The organism is Kitasatospora sp. NPDC029312 (genome assembly GCF_055569215.1).
This window is the reverse complement of the sequence record NZ_JBVHXY010000008.1, coordinates 54,643-68,335: the sequence shown is the minus strand read 5'-3', so window position 1 is coordinate 68,335 and position 13,693 is coordinate 54,643. Positions and strand designations below refer to the sequence as shown.

11 protein-coding genes and 1 riboswitch are annotated in these 13,693 nt (G+C 74.8%); of the genes, 4 read left to right on the top strand and 7 right to left on the bottom strand.

What is annotated here, in order from left to right; genetic code table 11:
- Nucleotides 1-173: 173 nt before the first annotated feature.
- Nucleotides 174-1,244: a C40 family peptidase gene (locus tag ACZ4WV_RS09530; RefSeq protein WP_465744506.1), complete on the top strand. Its 1,071-nt coding sequence runs from the start codon at nucleotides 174-176 to the stop codon at nucleotides 1,242-1,244.
- Nucleotides 1,245-1,420: 176 nt separating this feature from the next.
- Here the strand turns inward: ACZ4WV_RS09530 and ACZ4WV_RS09525 are convergent, their stop codons facing one another.
- The 4 genes from ACZ4WV_RS09525 to ACZ4WV_RS09510 form a co-directional block, all read right to left on the bottom strand.
- On the bottom strand, nucleotides 1,421-2,323 hold the full coding sequence (locus ACZ4WV_RS09525; RefSeq protein ID WP_465744504.1) for a M56 family metallopeptidase: 903 nt from the start codon (nucleotides 2,321-2,323) through the stop codon (nucleotides 1,421-1,423).
- Nucleotides 2,320-2,691 (bottom strand): BlaI/MecI/CopY family transcriptional regulator, encoded by a 372-nt coding sequence (locus ACZ4WV_RS09520; RefSeq protein ID WP_465744502.1) that lies wholly within the window; start codon nucleotides 2,689-2,691, stop codon nucleotides 2,320-2,322. The genes ACZ4WV_RS09525 and ACZ4WV_RS09520 overlap by 4 nt, the downstream gene beginning before the upstream one ends.
- Nucleotides 2,692-2,945: 254 nt before the next feature.
- Nucleotides 2,946-5,684 (bottom strand): FtsX-like permease family protein, encoded by a 2,739-nt coding sequence (locus ACZ4WV_RS09515; protein WP_465744500.1) that lies wholly within the window; start codon nucleotides 5,682-5,684, stop codon nucleotides 2,946-2,948.
- The gene (locus ACZ4WV_RS09510; protein WP_465744498.1) at nucleotides 5,681-6,481 is read right to left on the bottom strand and encodes an ABC transporter ATP-binding protein; all 801 of its coding nucleotides are present in this window, start codon (nucleotides 6,479-6,481) and stop codon (nucleotides 5,681-5,683) included. Before ACZ4WV_RS09510 ends, ACZ4WV_RS09515 begins: the two co-directional genes overlap by 4 nt.
- A gap of 137 nt (nucleotides 6,482-6,618) precedes the next feature.
- A riboswitch (M-box (ykoK) riboswitch) is annotated at nucleotides 6,619-6,795 on the top strand.
- A 404-nt stretch (nucleotides 6,796-7,199) separates the two neighbouring features.
- Here ACZ4WV_RS09510 and ACZ4WV_RS09505 point away from each other — a divergent pair.
- From ACZ4WV_RS09505 to ACZ4WV_RS09495, 3 genes are all read left to right on the top strand, one after another.
- A complete protein-coding gene (locus ACZ4WV_RS09505; RefSeq protein ID WP_465744496.1) occupies nucleotides 7,200-8,894 on the top strand; it encodes an NRAMP family divalent metal transporter in 1,695 nt (564 codons plus the stop codon).
- A gap of 185 nt (nucleotides 8,895-9,079) precedes the next feature.
- Nucleotides 9,080-9,814, top strand: coding sequence for an MgtC/SapB family protein (locus ACZ4WV_RS09500; RefSeq protein ID WP_465744494.1), 735 nt, complete (start codon nucleotides 9,080-9,082; stop codon nucleotides 9,812-9,814).
- 46 nt (nucleotides 9,815-9,860) lie between these two features.
- Complete coding sequence (locus ACZ4WV_RS09495; RefSeq protein ID WP_465744493.1) at nucleotides 9,861-10,538, top strand: YoaK family protein; 678 nt, start codon at nucleotides 9,861-9,863, stop codon at nucleotides 10,536-10,538.
- A gap of 64 nt (nucleotides 10,539-10,602) precedes the next feature.
- Here the strand turns inward: ACZ4WV_RS09495 and ACZ4WV_RS09490 are convergent, their stop codons facing one another.
- The 3 genes from ACZ4WV_RS09490 to ACZ4WV_RS09480 all read right to left on the bottom strand — a co-directional run bounded on the left by ACZ4WV_RS09490 (nucleotide 10,603) and on the right by ACZ4WV_RS09480 (nucleotide 13,518).
- Complete coding sequence (locus ACZ4WV_RS09490) at nucleotides 10,603-11,259, bottom strand: Rv1733c family protein (protein ID WP_465744491.1); 657 nt, start codon at nucleotides 11,257-11,259, stop codon at nucleotides 10,603-10,605.
- Between the two features lie 297 nt (nucleotides 11,260-11,556).
- Nucleotides 11,557-12,021 (bottom strand): nucleotide triphosphate diphosphatase NUDT15, encoded by a 465-nt coding sequence (locus tag ACZ4WV_RS09485; RefSeq protein ID WP_465744490.1) that lies wholly within the window; start codon nucleotides 12,019-12,021, stop codon nucleotides 11,557-11,559.
- 21 nt (nucleotides 12,022-12,042) lie between these two features.
- Nucleotides 12,043-13,518 (bottom strand): SDR family NAD(P)-dependent oxidoreductase, encoded by a 1,476-nt coding sequence (locus tag ACZ4WV_RS09480; protein ID WP_465744751.1) that lies wholly within the window; start codon nucleotides 13,516-13,518, stop codon nucleotides 12,043-12,045.
- Between the last annotated feature and the right edge of the window lie 175 nt (nucleotides 13,519-13,693).

Sequence of the window (13,693 nt, the reverse complement as noted above, 5' to 3'; positions counted from 1 at the left end):
TCCGTCCGCGCCCTCCTCCGCCGCGCCCATGCGTCCCCCGCGTACCCGGAGCAACCCGCGACCACCCCTCGAACGTTCTACCGATGTCACCCGCTCCCCGAGCCCGTCCCCGAGCCCGTCCCCGAGCCCGTCCCCGAGAGCCCTCGCCCGTCCCCCGAAGGAGAGCCCACCCGATGGGAAATCGCCGCAAGCCCAGCCCCCCGAGCCGGGCCCGCCTGGCGGTCCTCACCACGGCCATGGCCGGCGGCGCGGTGCTCGCCTCCGGCACCGCCCACGCCGAGCCGACCCCGAACCTCGCCACCGTCAAGGAGCAGGTTGACCAGCTCAACGAGGACGCCGAGCAGGCCGTCGAGCAGTACAACGGCTTCCAGGCCAAGCAGCAGAAGCTCCAGGGCGACGCCAACCGGATCCAGGAAAAGGTCGCCCGCGGCCAGGAGACGATGAACGAACTGCGCACCCAGCTCGGCGGCGTGGCCGCCGACCAGTACCGCGGCAACGGCATCGACCCGTCCGTCCAGTTGATGCTCGACTCGGATCCGGCCGCCTACCTGGAGCGCGCCTCGGTGCAGAACCAGATCGCCGACAGTCAGACGGCCCTGCTCAAGAAGGCCCGCGAGGAACAGCGCAAACTCGACCAGGACCGCGCCGAGGCCACCGCCACCCTCGCCCAGCTCGACTCCGTCGGCACCGAGCTGGCGGAGCGGAAGAAGCAGATCCAGGCCAAACTGACCCAGGCCCAGGCCGTGCTCAACAAGCTCAGCGCCGAGGACCGGGCCAAGGTCAACGCCCAGCAGTCGGCCGAGAAGGCCAAGGCCGAGGCCCAGAAGGCGGCCGCCGCCGACCGCGCCTCCCGCTCCGCGCAGCGCCCGGACCTCAACGCCCCCGCCCCGCCCGCCGGCGGCCGCGCCGCGGCCATCGTCCAGTTCGCCTACGCCCAGCTCGGCAAGCCCTACCGGTGGAGCGCCACCGGCCCCGACAGCTTCGACTGCTCCGGCCTCACCGGCGCCGCCTACCGCGCGGCGGGCGTCAAGCTCTCCCGGATCTCCCAGGACCAGTGGAACGACGGCCCGCGCGTCGCCCGCGCCGACCTCCAGCCCGGCGACCTGGTCTTCTTCTACGGCGACATCCACCACGTCGGCCTCTACATCGGCGACGGCAAGATGATCCACGCACCCCGCACCGGCAAGAACGTCGAGGTCCTGCCGATCGACGCCATGCCCTACGTCGGCGCCGTCCGCCCGTAGCCGGCCTCGACCGGGGGGCTTCACCGGACTTCACCGCCTTGCCCCCGGCTCCTCGGACGGGGTGTCACCGCCCGCTTGCCGGCGACACCCCGTCCGAGGTTTCACGCTGCGACTGCGGCTCTGACCTGCGGCTCTGACCTGCCGGGGACAGCGCGGGCCGGCAGTACGGGCCCGGGCTACGGGTGCGGCGCGCAGGCCAGCAGGTACGGCAGCACCGGCAGGACGGGCAGCGCCGACGCCCCCAACCAGCCGGCCAGTCGGCGCCGTCGACCGCCGCCGGACCGGGCCAGTCGGCGCACCCGGGCCGTCACCCCTGCGGAGGCCACCCCCAGCGACCCGTCCGGAGCGTCCGGAGCCAGGCCGGAGACGGCCAACGCGCAGAGCGCCGAGGCCAGTTCACCCCGCGACACCGTCGCCAGCGCCGCGTCGTCCGCCGCCATCTCCAGCAGCAGCGCCACCTCCGAGCGCCCCAGCCGGGCCAGCGGAAGCGGCCCGAGCAGCAGCGCGAAGGTGTCGGCGGGCAGCCGGAACAGGTGGTGGCGGCCGCGGATGTGCCCGTTTTCGTGCGCGACGGCCGCGGTGAGCTGCCGCTCGTCCAGCAGCCGCAGCGCACCGCGCGACAGCACGACCCGGGAGCGGCGCCCGGGCACGCAGTAGACGGTCGGCTGGGCGTGCTCCAGCACCAGTGCGCCCCAGCGCCGGTCCGGTACGGCGACCACGTCCAGCACCGCGTGGTGCCGCCGCCGGGCCCGCCCCGCCGCCGCGCCGACGGCCGCCGGCGCGACGGCGAGCACCGCCGCCACGGTGGCCGGGAGCCGCCAGCCGTGAGTGTGCGGCACGGCCGGACCGGAGGGTTCGAGGTGGGGGAGCAGGCCGAGCAGGCCGGCCGGCTCGTGCGCGGCGGGCGCCAGCACGTGGTGCACGGTGAGGACCAGGGCGACGGTGAAGGAGCCCATCAGCGCGACCCACAGGGCCGCGCCCAGGGCCGGGCGGGCCTGGAGCCGGGCGGAGCCGGCCAGCCGGCGGGGCAGCAGCACACCGGTCACGGCCAGGTGGAGGCCGAGCAGGGCGAGCGTCACTCGGTGTTCCGGGCCTTGACCTCTTCGAGGGCGGCGAGCAGGGCCGAGGCCTCGTCCCCGCTGATCCGGTCGACGAAGCGCAGCAGGGCGCCGGTCCGGTCCGGGGTGGTCTCCAGGGCCTGGTGCATCAGCTCGGCGGTGTACGCCTCGCGCGTGCAGGTGGGTTCGTACACCCAGGCGCGGCCGACCTTGTCCCGGCGCAGCCAGCCCTTGGTGTGCAGGATGTCCGCGACCGTGGTGACGGTGGTGTACGCGACCGGCCGCTGCCGTTGGAGGTCGTCGACCACCTCGCGCACCGTGGCCGGCCGGCCCCAGGACCACAGCCGGTCCATGATCTCGGCCTCCAGATCGCCGAACCCCCGTAGCACCGCCCTGCTCTCCCTCGTCGCACCGGCCGCCGGCGCCGTCCGCCCGCTGGAACGCGGCCCATCGTACGGCGCGCCGGGCGCCCGCCCCGGGTGACGGAGACGGGCGCCCGTGGCGGCGGGGTGCTACCCGCTCGTACCCGAGCCGGTGCCCGGCGGAGTTCAGCCCGTGCTGAGGCCCGTACTCAAGCCCGTACTCAAGCCCGTACTCAAGCCCGTACTCAAGCCCGTACTCAAAGCCGTACGCAGGCCCGCGCTCACGACAGCCGCCGGGCGAACGGCACCCGGGAGCGGGTGAACAGCGCCGCGAGCAGCCCGGTCACCACCGGCAGCACCAGCACGACCAGCAGCAGCTCCCCCCAGGGCGCGGTGATCAGCGCCGACTGCGAACCGGACCCGCTCGCCCGGGACTTCAGCAGCCCCGCCGCCGGGACGAACCCGTTGGCCGCCCCGAGCACCGCCCCCAACAGCGCGATCAGCGCGCACTGCAGCCCCGCCATGGTCCGCCGGATCCGCGGCGGTGCGCCGATGGCGGCCAGCGTCGCCTGGTCCTGCCGGGAGTCGGCGGCCGCGAGCCCGGTGGCGATCCCGGCGGCGCCGAGCACCACCAGCCCGGCGAAGCCGGTGAGCGCCAGGGTGAGCGCGTCGCCCTTCGGCTGGTAGCCGCGTTCGACGTCGAGCTGGGCGAACCGGTCCAGCCGGATCGCGGCGGCCTCGGCGCGCTGCTGCGCCTTGCGGTCCGGCGGGGTGGCCGGCCGCCAGACCGCTCCGGCCGGCTGGGCCGCGAGCCCGAGCGGGGCCAGCGCGGTGGTCGGCATCAGCCCCTGGGCGAAGCGGGCGGCGTCCGGGGCGTCGACCAGGACCGCGTCCACCGGTACCTCCTGGAGGTCGGGCTTGGGGATCTGCCCCGGCTGCACGGGGCCGCCGCCTCCGCGCAGCAGCAGCACGGCCTTGCCGTCGGCGCCGATCAGCGACCGGTCGAAGACCACCAACCTGCCAGCGGCGAGCGCCTGTTCGGCCGTCTGGTCGCGGACGTCGAACAGGTTGTGCAGCAGTGCGGCGTCCCCGGTGGCGACGTGCGGCTGGTCCGCCAGCCGACGCCGGTCGACCGGGCCCTTGAGCTGGACGTCGCTGGAGCAGGTGGCGCAGAACTCGTAGACCAGCCGGCCGATGTCGGCGCGCGGCCCCAGCCCGGTCAGCTGCTTCTCCAGCTCGGCGCGCAGCTGCCCGGCCGACGGCCCGTCCCGGTGGCTGGTCAGCTGGACGGCGCCGTACGGGGCCTGCGGCCGGTAGTCGCGCCGGTCCTCGGCGTCGGTGCCGGCGCTGTACACCCCGATGGCGACCGCTCCGGCGACGGCGGCCATCACCGCCGCGACGGCGGGTGCGGTGCGCGAGCGGTGCCGGGCGGAGTCCCGCAGGGCGAGCCGGGGTCCGAGCGGGAGCCGCTTGGCGGCCCGGCCGATCAGCGCGATCAGGGCCGGGGTGCAGGCGAGCAGGCCGACTTCGGCGGTGATCGAGCCGCCGAGCACGGTCAGCGTGCGCTCGTCGTAGGTGCTCACCACCGGCATGCCGTGCTGGACGGCGCCCGCGCCGTACACCGCGATCGCGCCGCCGCCGAGGACCAGTGCCACGCCGAGCAGGGTGACCGCCCGGCTGGGCGCCCGGACGGTGTCCCGCCCGGTGAGTCCGGCGGTGACGCTGCGGCGGGCGGCCTGCCAGGCGGGCAGCGCGGCCGCGAGCAGCGCGGTGAGCAGGCCGATCCCGGCGATCGCGAGGAGGTCCAGCGGGGGCAGCGCGAAGTGCCCGAAGCGGGCTCCGCCGACCTGTTCGACGAGCGGGCGCAGGGCGGCGACCAGCCCGGTGCCGAGCGCCACGCCGAGCACCCCGCCGGCCGCGCCGAGCACCAGGCCGCCGCTGAGGACCACCGCGCCGACGTGGGCGCGGCTGCCGCCGGCCGCGCCGAGCAGGGCGAGCTGGCGGCGCGAGCGGCGGGCGCCGACCGCGAAGGCGGGCCCGGCGAGCAGGGCGACCTCCAGCAGCGCCATCCCGGTGACGGTGGCGACCACGACCCTGGTGTTGTCGCCCGTGGCCGGGTCGCTGGAGCGGGTGGAGTCGCGGTAGTACGGGACGGCCCCGTAGGGCGGCGGGTCGAGCGCGACCGAGCGTGCGGTGAGGGTGTAGCCGTGGGCGTTGAACCGCTGTACGGCGGCCCAGTCCAGGGCGGCTCCGCTCGGCAGGCGCACCAGCCAGGCGTGGTGCGGGTCCGGGGCGCGCTCGGCGGCGGGCCGGCCGGGCTCCCCGGCGGCGGCCAGCGGGTCGAGCAACTCGCCGGGCCGGGTGACGAGTTCGACGCGGCCGAGCTCGTCCGGGTGCTCGACCACGGCGGTGATGGTGAAGGTGGTCCGCTCCAGCCCCTGGACGGTGGTGGTGCCGCCGAGCGTGAGCCCGGCGTGGTCCAGGAAGGCCCGGGTGGCGGCCGCCTCGTGCGGGGCGGCGGGTGGGCGGCCCTCGACGACGTTCAGCCGGCCGTGCCAGACCGGGTCACTGAGGTCGGCCTCGGCGGTGAGGGTACGGACGAGGCCCTCGGGCGAGGTCGCGCCGGTCTCCGGCCCGGTGCGGGCGGGGGTGAGCCGGCTGCCGGGCGGCAGCAGCGAGCCGACCAGCTCGGCCGGGTCGCCGCTGGCGGCCCGCTGCTGCTCGGCCGTCGGCTGCTGCCCCGGCTTGGGGTCGACGGCGAAGGCGCCGTCCTCGGCGATCGGGGCCTGCTCGACGGTCCGGCCCGGGCTGAGCCCGGTGACCAGGGCGTCCGCTCCGCCGACCACCCGCTCGACCCGCTCGGCCGGGGTGAGCTGCCCGCTGCGGTGGACCACGTCGGCGCCGGTGACCCCGAGGACGGGCAGCGCGACCATGGCCAGGACCAGGGCGCTGCGGCCCTTGGCCCGCAGCGCGTCACGGCGGGCGACGCGCAGTGCGACCTTCCATGCTCCGAGCTTCAACGCGCCACCTCCCCGAGCGGGTTGGGCCGGTGGACGGCTGCCGGGCAGCCGCCGGAGCGGCGGCCGGCGCTCTCCGAGGCGATCGCGCCGTCCCGCAGGTGCACCACCCGGTCCGCCCAACTGGCGTGCGAGGCCTCATGGGTGACCATCACGGCCGCCGCCCCGGCGTCGCAGCGGGCGCGCAGGACGGCGAGCACCGCGTCGCCGGTGGCCGAGTCCAGTGCGCCGGTCGGTTCGTCGGCGAGCACCAGCCGGCGTTCGCCGATCAGCGCCCGGGCGATGGCGACGCGTTGCTGCTGTCCGCCGGACATGTCGTCGGGGAAGCGGTCGGCGAGCTCGCCGATGCCCAGTTCCTCCAGGGCGGCCAGCGCCTCCCGGCGGGCGGTGCGGCCCGGGACTCCGTCGAGTTCGCGGGGCAGGGCGATGTTCTCGGCGGCGGTGAGCGCCGGAATCAGGTTGTAGTCCTGGAAGACGTACCCGACGGAGCGTCGCCGCAGGTCGGCGAGCCGGCCGCGGCTGAGGCCGCCGAGCGTGACGCCCTCGACCAGCACCTCGCCCCGGGTGGGCAGCTCCAGTCCGCCGGCCAGGGTCAGCAGGGTCGACTTGCCGGAGCCGGACGGCCCCATCACGGCGACGAACTCGCCGGCGTGGACGGTCAGATCGATTCCGCGCAGGGCGTGCACCTCGGCGGCGCCGCGTCCGTGCACCCGGGACACCCCGGTCAGGCGCAGGACGGGTTCGGACCGGGTCGGATCGGTGTCGGACACACTTCCCCCTTGTGAGCTGTTCAGCTGCATATGCCGGTGAACTATATATGCCGACGGGGGGAAGCGCAGCCCGCGCGGCTCGGTCACGGTTCTACAAAGGTGTCGAAGTTCGGCCGAAAGGATTGAGGGCTCGCTCCCGGGTCGGGCTATGCTGTGTGAGGTTTCACGAGGCACCTCGTTCGGTGAGGCGTCTTCACGGACACAGGCCACTGACCCGACGACGTCGAGAGACGCCCAGGTTCAGGACAGGTCTTCCCGACCTAAGGGTTGACCCCAAGTGGCTTCCGGCCGGACCGGCTGGACACGCCGTGGAGTGCCAAAGCTCTGACGAGTTGGGGTGTACCGGTCCGCCGCGACCGGTGTGCTCCTTGCCGTGTCGCGACGCGGCGCACAGACGGTGCGCCCCCGGCCGGGAGGAGGCGAGAACATGGACTGCAGTAGTCCGGGTCACAGTCGCCCCTACCCCCGCATGCTCTCGAACACCTCCGGCACGCGGTAACAACCTCCCTGAGCGCCCGCCCGGCGCTTCATCCGCGCTCAACCATGTGCGGGCGCAGGGCGCATGACGGATCGTCACGTCAGGTCACGTCCCGTTCATGCGCATGGACGCTCCGCCATGTCCGCACGTCCGCACGGCCGCCGCCGCTCAGCGCCGCCGTGCGGAGGCGGCGGCGTGCGCCCGCGGGGAGGAACACTGCCGCGTGCCCCCTGACGCCCCTCGACGAGGGGCAGGGAGGCAGGCCCTGCCATGACCAATGCGATGCTGGACCCGAAGTTCCCCGCGGTTCCCGCCGCTTCCACCACATCCGCCGCCGCATCCGCCAAACCCGCCGCCGGCCAGGCCGTCCTGGACGACGCCCACCTCGGCGACATCAAGGGCGCGCTCGGCACCGTCCGGCTCGACGACACCGCCCCGCGCCACGGCCTCTCCGCCCGGCTCAAGACCCTGCTGGCGATCATCGGCCCCGGCCTGATCGTCATGGTCGGTGACAACGACGCCGGCGCCTTCTCCACCTACGGCCAGGCCGGGCAGAACTACGGCACCCAGCTGCTGTGGACCCTGCTGATGCTCATCCCCGTGCTGTACGTCAACCAGGAGATGGTGCTGCGCCTCGGCGCCGTCACCGGCGTCGGCCACGCCCGGCTGATCCTGGAGCGCTTCGGCCGCTTCTGGGGCGCGTTCAGCGTGATCGACCTGTTCCTGCTGAACGCGTTGACCCTGGTGACGGAGTTCATCGGCGTCACACTGGCCGCCGGCTACCTGGGCCTGCCCAAGGCGGCCTCGGTGGTCCTGGCGGCCGCGATCATCATCGCCTCGGCCTTCACCGGCTCCTTCCGGCGGTTCGAACGGGTCGCCATCACCCTGTGCGCGGGCTCGCTGCTGCTGGTGCCGGTCTACTTCCTGGTCCACCCGGAGACCTCGCAGCTGGCCCACGACTTCGTGACGCCCGCCCTGCCCGGCGGCTCCGGCGGGCTCGCGGCCGTCATGATGGTCATCATCTCGATCGTCGGGACCACCGTCGCCCCCTGGCAGCTGTTCTTCCAGCAGTCGTACGTCATCGACAAGCGGATCACCCCGCGTTTCATGACGTACGAGAAGGTCGACCTGTGGATCGGGATCGTCGTGGTCATCGTCGGCGCGGCCGCGCTGATCGGTCTCACGGCGGCGGCCTTCGCGGGTACCGACGGCTTCGGACGGTTCTCCGACGCGGCCGCCCTCGCCCAGGGCGTCGAGGCCAAGGCCGGCCGGCTGGCCGGCGTGCTGTTCGCGATCGCCCTGCTGGACGCTTCCATCATCGGCGCCTTCGCCGTCTCGCTCTCCACCGCCTACGCGATCGGCGACGTCTTCGGCATCAGGCACTCGCTGCACCGCGGGGTCAAGGGCGCCAAGGGCTTCTACGGCGTCTACGCCGGCCTGGTCGTCGTGGCCGCCGTCATCACCCTGCTGTCCGACGGCTACCTCCAGGGCCTGATGACCCAGTTCGTCCAGGTGCTCGCCGGGGTCCTGCTGCCCTCCGCCACCGTGTTCCTGCTGCTGCTCTGCAACGACCGCGCCGTGCTCGGCCCGTGGGTCAACGGCCCCAGGACCAACGCCTTCACCTCGGCCGTGGTCGGCGTCCTGGTGACGCTCTCGCTCGTCCTGACCGCTGCCGTGGTCTGGCCCGGCATCAGCTCCGACGCGATCCTGTGGATCATGGCCGGCTGCGGCGTCGCGGGCGTCCTCGTCGCCGGGTACTCCTTCACCTTCGGCCGCACGGCCACCAAGGAGGACCCCGTCGACCGCACCGGCCGCGAGAACTGGCGGATGCCTCCGCTGGACACCCTCGGCAAGCCGGTGATGTCCACCGCCCGCAAGGCCGGCATGGGCGCCCTGCGCGCCTACCTGCTGATCGCGACGGCCATGGTCATCATCAAGGTCGTCGAGACCGCGCTCGACCACTGAGCCGCCGGCCACGGCCGGTACGCCGTGGGGCGGGGGGGGGGGGGGGGGCCCCCCCCCCCCCCCCCCCCCCCCCCCCCCCCCCCCCCCCCCCCACCCCCACCCACCCCTCCCCCCCCCCCCCCCCCCCCCCCCCCCCCCCCCCCGCCCCCGCCCTTTCCCGCCCTTCCCATGGAGGAGGTGCCGTCGTGCACACCCTGACCACCGTCGAGTTCCTGGTCCGGCTCGCCACCGGCGTCGCCTGCGGCGCGTTGATCGGCGTCGAGCGCCAGTGGCGGGCCCGCATGGCCGGCCTGCGCACCAACGCCCTGGTCGCCGCCGGCGCCACCCTGTTCGTGCTCTACAGCGAGGCGGTCGGCGACGCCGGCAGCCCCACCCGGGTCGCCTCGTACGTCGTCTCCGGCATCGGCTTCCTCGGCGGTGGTGTCATCCTGCGCGACGGCGCCGGGGTGCGCGGCCTCAACACGGCCGCCACGCTCTGGTGTTCGGCTGCCGTCGGGGTCCTGGCCGCGTCGGGCAAGCTGGAACTCGCCGTCCTCGGCACGGCCGCCGTGCTGGCCGTCCACCTGGTGCTGCGCCCGGCCGGCCGGTTGCTCGACCGGGCCCCGCAGTCCGGCAGCGACCCGGACTCCACCAGCCGGGCCGTCGTCCACCTGGAGTGCGACCGCAAGTCCGAGACCCACATCCGAGCCCTGCTGCTCCAGGCCCTCGCCGCGTCCGGGCTCGCCCCGACCGGCCTGCGCGCCCGCCGTACCGAGCAGGGCGACGCCACCAGCCTGCGCGCCACCGTGTCGACCACCGGGCAGGTGACCCCGGCCCTGGAACAGGTCGTCACCCGGCTGTCGCTGGAGCCCGGCGTCCGGGACCTGCACTGGCACCTGGACGAGGACGGGGAGGAACCCGGCGGCCCGGCGCTGGCCTGAGGGGGAGTAGAACGGAAAGGCCGTCACTCGAGACACTGGAGGCCCGATGCTGAAGCCCGACCCCGAGCACGGCCCGCTGGTGCCGATGCTGCTGGTGCTGACCCTGGTCACCGGGGTGGTGGACGCCGTCAGCTACCTCGAACTCGGGCACGTGTTCGTCGCCAACATGACCGGCAACGTGGTCTTCCTCGGCTTCGCCCTCGCTGGCGCGGCGAACCTCTCCGCGACCGCCTCACTGGCCGCCCTCGCCGCGTTCCTGCTCGGGGCCCTGGCCGGCGGCCACCTCTCCCGGCGCCTGCCCGGGCACCGCGGCCGGCTGCTGGTCGCCGCGCTCGCCGTGCAGGCGGTGCTGGTGGCGGTCGGCACCGTGCTCGCGGCCGTCGTCGGCCACGGCTCCGCACCCGCCCGCTACCCGCTGATCGGCCTGCTCGCCCTCGCCATGGGCGGTCAGAACGCGGTGGTCCGCTCCCTCAAGGTCCCCGACCTCACCACCACCGTGCTGACCATGACCATCACGGCTCTCGCCGCCGACCTCACCGGCTCCCGCCGCCTGGCGTCGGCCGCCTGGATGTTCGCCGGAGCGCTGCTCGGCGCCCTGCTGGTCCTCCACGTGGACGTTCCCGCCGCGCTCGCCCTGGCGCTGGTCCTGCTCGTCGCCGTGGCCGTCGTGACCCACCACGCCGGCAGATCCACCCCGGCGCCGGCCTGGACGGAGCGCCGCTGACATCACACGCCCCTTGCCGGACGCCCCCGGGAGGAGCGGCGGCCGTGCGGGCCCGGGCGTTCCGTCACTCCTCGCGCCGGTGACCGGCCCGGCCGCTCCAGAGCGGCTCCAACCGGGCCCAGTCGGCGGCCCAGGCGGCGTCGGCCCGGCGGTCGAGGGTGTGCAGGCGCAGCCGCAGGGCCAGGGTGAGCATCCCGAGCAGGGCGAGGAGGCCACCGGTGCCGGTGCAGGCCGCCGAGACGGCGAGGGCGGCCCGGTCGACCGGGGGAGCGGCCGCGTTGCCCTGGGGGTCGACCCAGACGGGGATGACGGTGCCGGCGACCGCCGTGCGCGGCGCCTCGACGGTGCCGGTGTGCGGGGTGCCCGCGGGGTAGCTCCAGGCGGCCTCGACATCGACCCGGTTGCTGTAACCGCCCGCGAAGCGGCTGCCCGTCACGGCACCGCGGTCGGGGATGACGGCGACCACGGCGTCGACCCGGTGCAGCCGGATCCGGTCGGCGGCGGCCCGCGACGCCGTCGACCGGTAGAGCAGCAGGGCGCCCGTCACGGAGACGGCGACCGCCAGCAGTGCGCCGACGAGCGCGAGCAGCCAGGCCCGGGCGCGGGAGCGATCGAGCGGCCGGGCCAGTGGTTCGTGCCGAGCGCCGAAGGCCCGCCGCAGCTGACGGCCCGTTCGCCGCGGGAGCGACGCGGGCCGGGCGGGGCGGGGTGTGCTGGGCACGGTGAGGACTCCTCAGGGCGGCGGATGCGTACGGGCGTTGCCCACCCAATTTCCACCCGGCGGCCCCTGGCGCACAAGAGTGGTGCGCGTCCGTAGGACCGCCGACCCCACCGCCCGGGACGTTCGGCCCTCGGCAGGCGCCGCCCGGCGGGGCAGCCTGGAGTCCGGCCGCGCTCCCCGTGCCCGGGCGCGGTGCCGGCCCGCTCGGACCGTGGGGGTTCCGGGCCGTGCTGCGGAGCGGGGGTGGTCGTGCGGCCGCCTCCGCTCCGCGTTCCGCCGGTGAGGCGCGCGAGTACGTCAGCGGCGGGCGACGGGGTAGCCGCGCGTCCCGTCCCGCAGGGCGTCCTCGAGTCCGGGCAGCCAGCTGCCGAGCACCAGTGCGGACGGGTAGAACATCGGCTCCGGCAGCTCGTCCACCGCGAAGCGCTCCCAGCCGGCACAGGCGTGCGGCTCGGTGACCACCGCCTCGGCCACGCTCGGCGGCGCCAGCACGGCGGCGGTCAGCCGGGGCCGGCCGAGCTCGTGGTCCAGGTGGACGGCGAGCACCCGCATCTGCGCCGCGGGCAGCACGATGCCGGTCTCCTCGGCGAGTTCGCGGGCCGCGGTCTGCTCGAAGGACTCGCCGAGGTCGACCTTGCCGCCGGGCAGGCTCCAGGTGGGCGGCTCGCCGGCCGTGGTGCGGCGGCCGAGCAGCACCCGGCCGTCCCCGGTGGGCACGATGATCCCGGCGCCGAGCAGCGGTGCGATCGGAACGGTGCTCAACTCGCCATCTCCTTCAGGTGGTTACCAGTTGGCGCGCTCGTAGTCCTTGAGGAAGCAGCCGTACAGGTCCTCACCGGCCTCGCCGCGCACGATCGGGTCGTACACCCGGGCCGCGCCGTCGACCAGGTCGAGCGGGGCGTGGAACCCGGCGTCGGCCAGCCGCATCTTGTCGGGGTGGGGCCGCTCGTCGGTGATCCACCCGGTGTCGACGGCGGTCATCAGGATGCCGTCGGTCTGGAACATCTCCTGCGCGCTGGTGCGGGTCAGCATGTTGAGCGCGGCCTTGGCCATGTTGGTGTGCGGGTGGCCGGCGCCCTTGTAGCCGCGGGAGAAGACGCCCTCCATCGCCGAGACGTTGACCACGTACTTGCGACGGGACCTGGACGCGGCCATCGCCGGGCGCAGCCGGCTGATCAGGATGAACGGCGCGGTGGAGTTGCAGAGCTGGACCTCCAGCAGCTCGACCGGGCCCACCTCCTCGACGGTCTGCACCCAGCTGTTGGTGTCGGCGAGGTCGGGCACCAGGCCGCCGGCGTCGATCGCGGTGCCGGCCTGGATCCGGGCCGGGGTGGCGGAGCCGGTGACCAGCGCGAGCGAGGTGACGTCCTCGGCGGCGAGCCGCTGCTCGCTGCCGGTCGCCTGGTGGGGGAGGGCGGGCAGGTCGACGCTGCCGCTGCCGAAGCGCCCGATGGTGGTGGCCTGCGGCAGTTCGCCGGCCGGCAGCGGGGCGGACTCGGCGTTGACCAGCTCGCGGTAGGACTCCGGCGGGCGGCGGACGGTCTGCGCGGCGTTGTTGATCAGGATGTCCAGCGGGCCGTCGGCGGCGACCTCGTCGGCCAGCGCCATCACCTGGGCCGGGTCGCGCAGGTCGATACCGATGATCTTGAGGCGGTGGATCCACTCGGCGCTGTCCGGCATCGCCGTGAAGCGGCGGATCGCGTCGTTGGGGAAGCGCGTGGTGATGGTGGTGTGGGCGCCGTCGCGCAGCAGCATCAGCGCGATGTACATCCCGATCTTGGCCCGGCCGCCGGTCAGCAGCGCGCGCTTGCCGGTGAGGTCCGCCCGGGCGTCCCGGCGGGCCCGGTTCAGGGCGGCGCACCGCTGGCACAGGTTGTGGTAGAAGGCGTCGACCTCGAGGTAGCGGCCCTTGCAGATGTAACAGCTGCGCGGCCGCTCCAGGACGCCGGCGATCTCGGTGGTGGTGATGGTGGTGAGGCCGAAGGCGCCGGCCGTCTCGTCGTCGATCCGGGTGGGCGCGCCGGTGGCGGTGCGGGCGGTGACCGCGCGGTCGTTGGCGGACTTGCGGGCCCGGGTCTCCTGGCGGCGGCGCTGCTTGAGGGTCCGGAATATGCCGCCGACGGCCTTGCGGACGGTGATCGCGTCCGGGTGGTCGACGTGCAGCTCGTCCAGTTCGGCGAGCACCTCCAGGCAGAGCTTCAACCGCTCCGGGTCCAGGCCGGGGCCGTAGTCGATCTCCTCCTCGGCGCCCTCGCCCAGTCGCTCGACCGAACCGCCCTCGCCCGGGTGCTCGGCCGTGCCGTGCCGGGCGCCTTGCCCGGCATCCCGCCCGGCGTCGTGCTCGACGTCCTGCTCGACGTCCTGCCGCTCCACGTCCTTCTGCTCGATGCTCACGCCTGCTGCCGCTTTCCCACTCGCCTCGCCGTTCACCGCG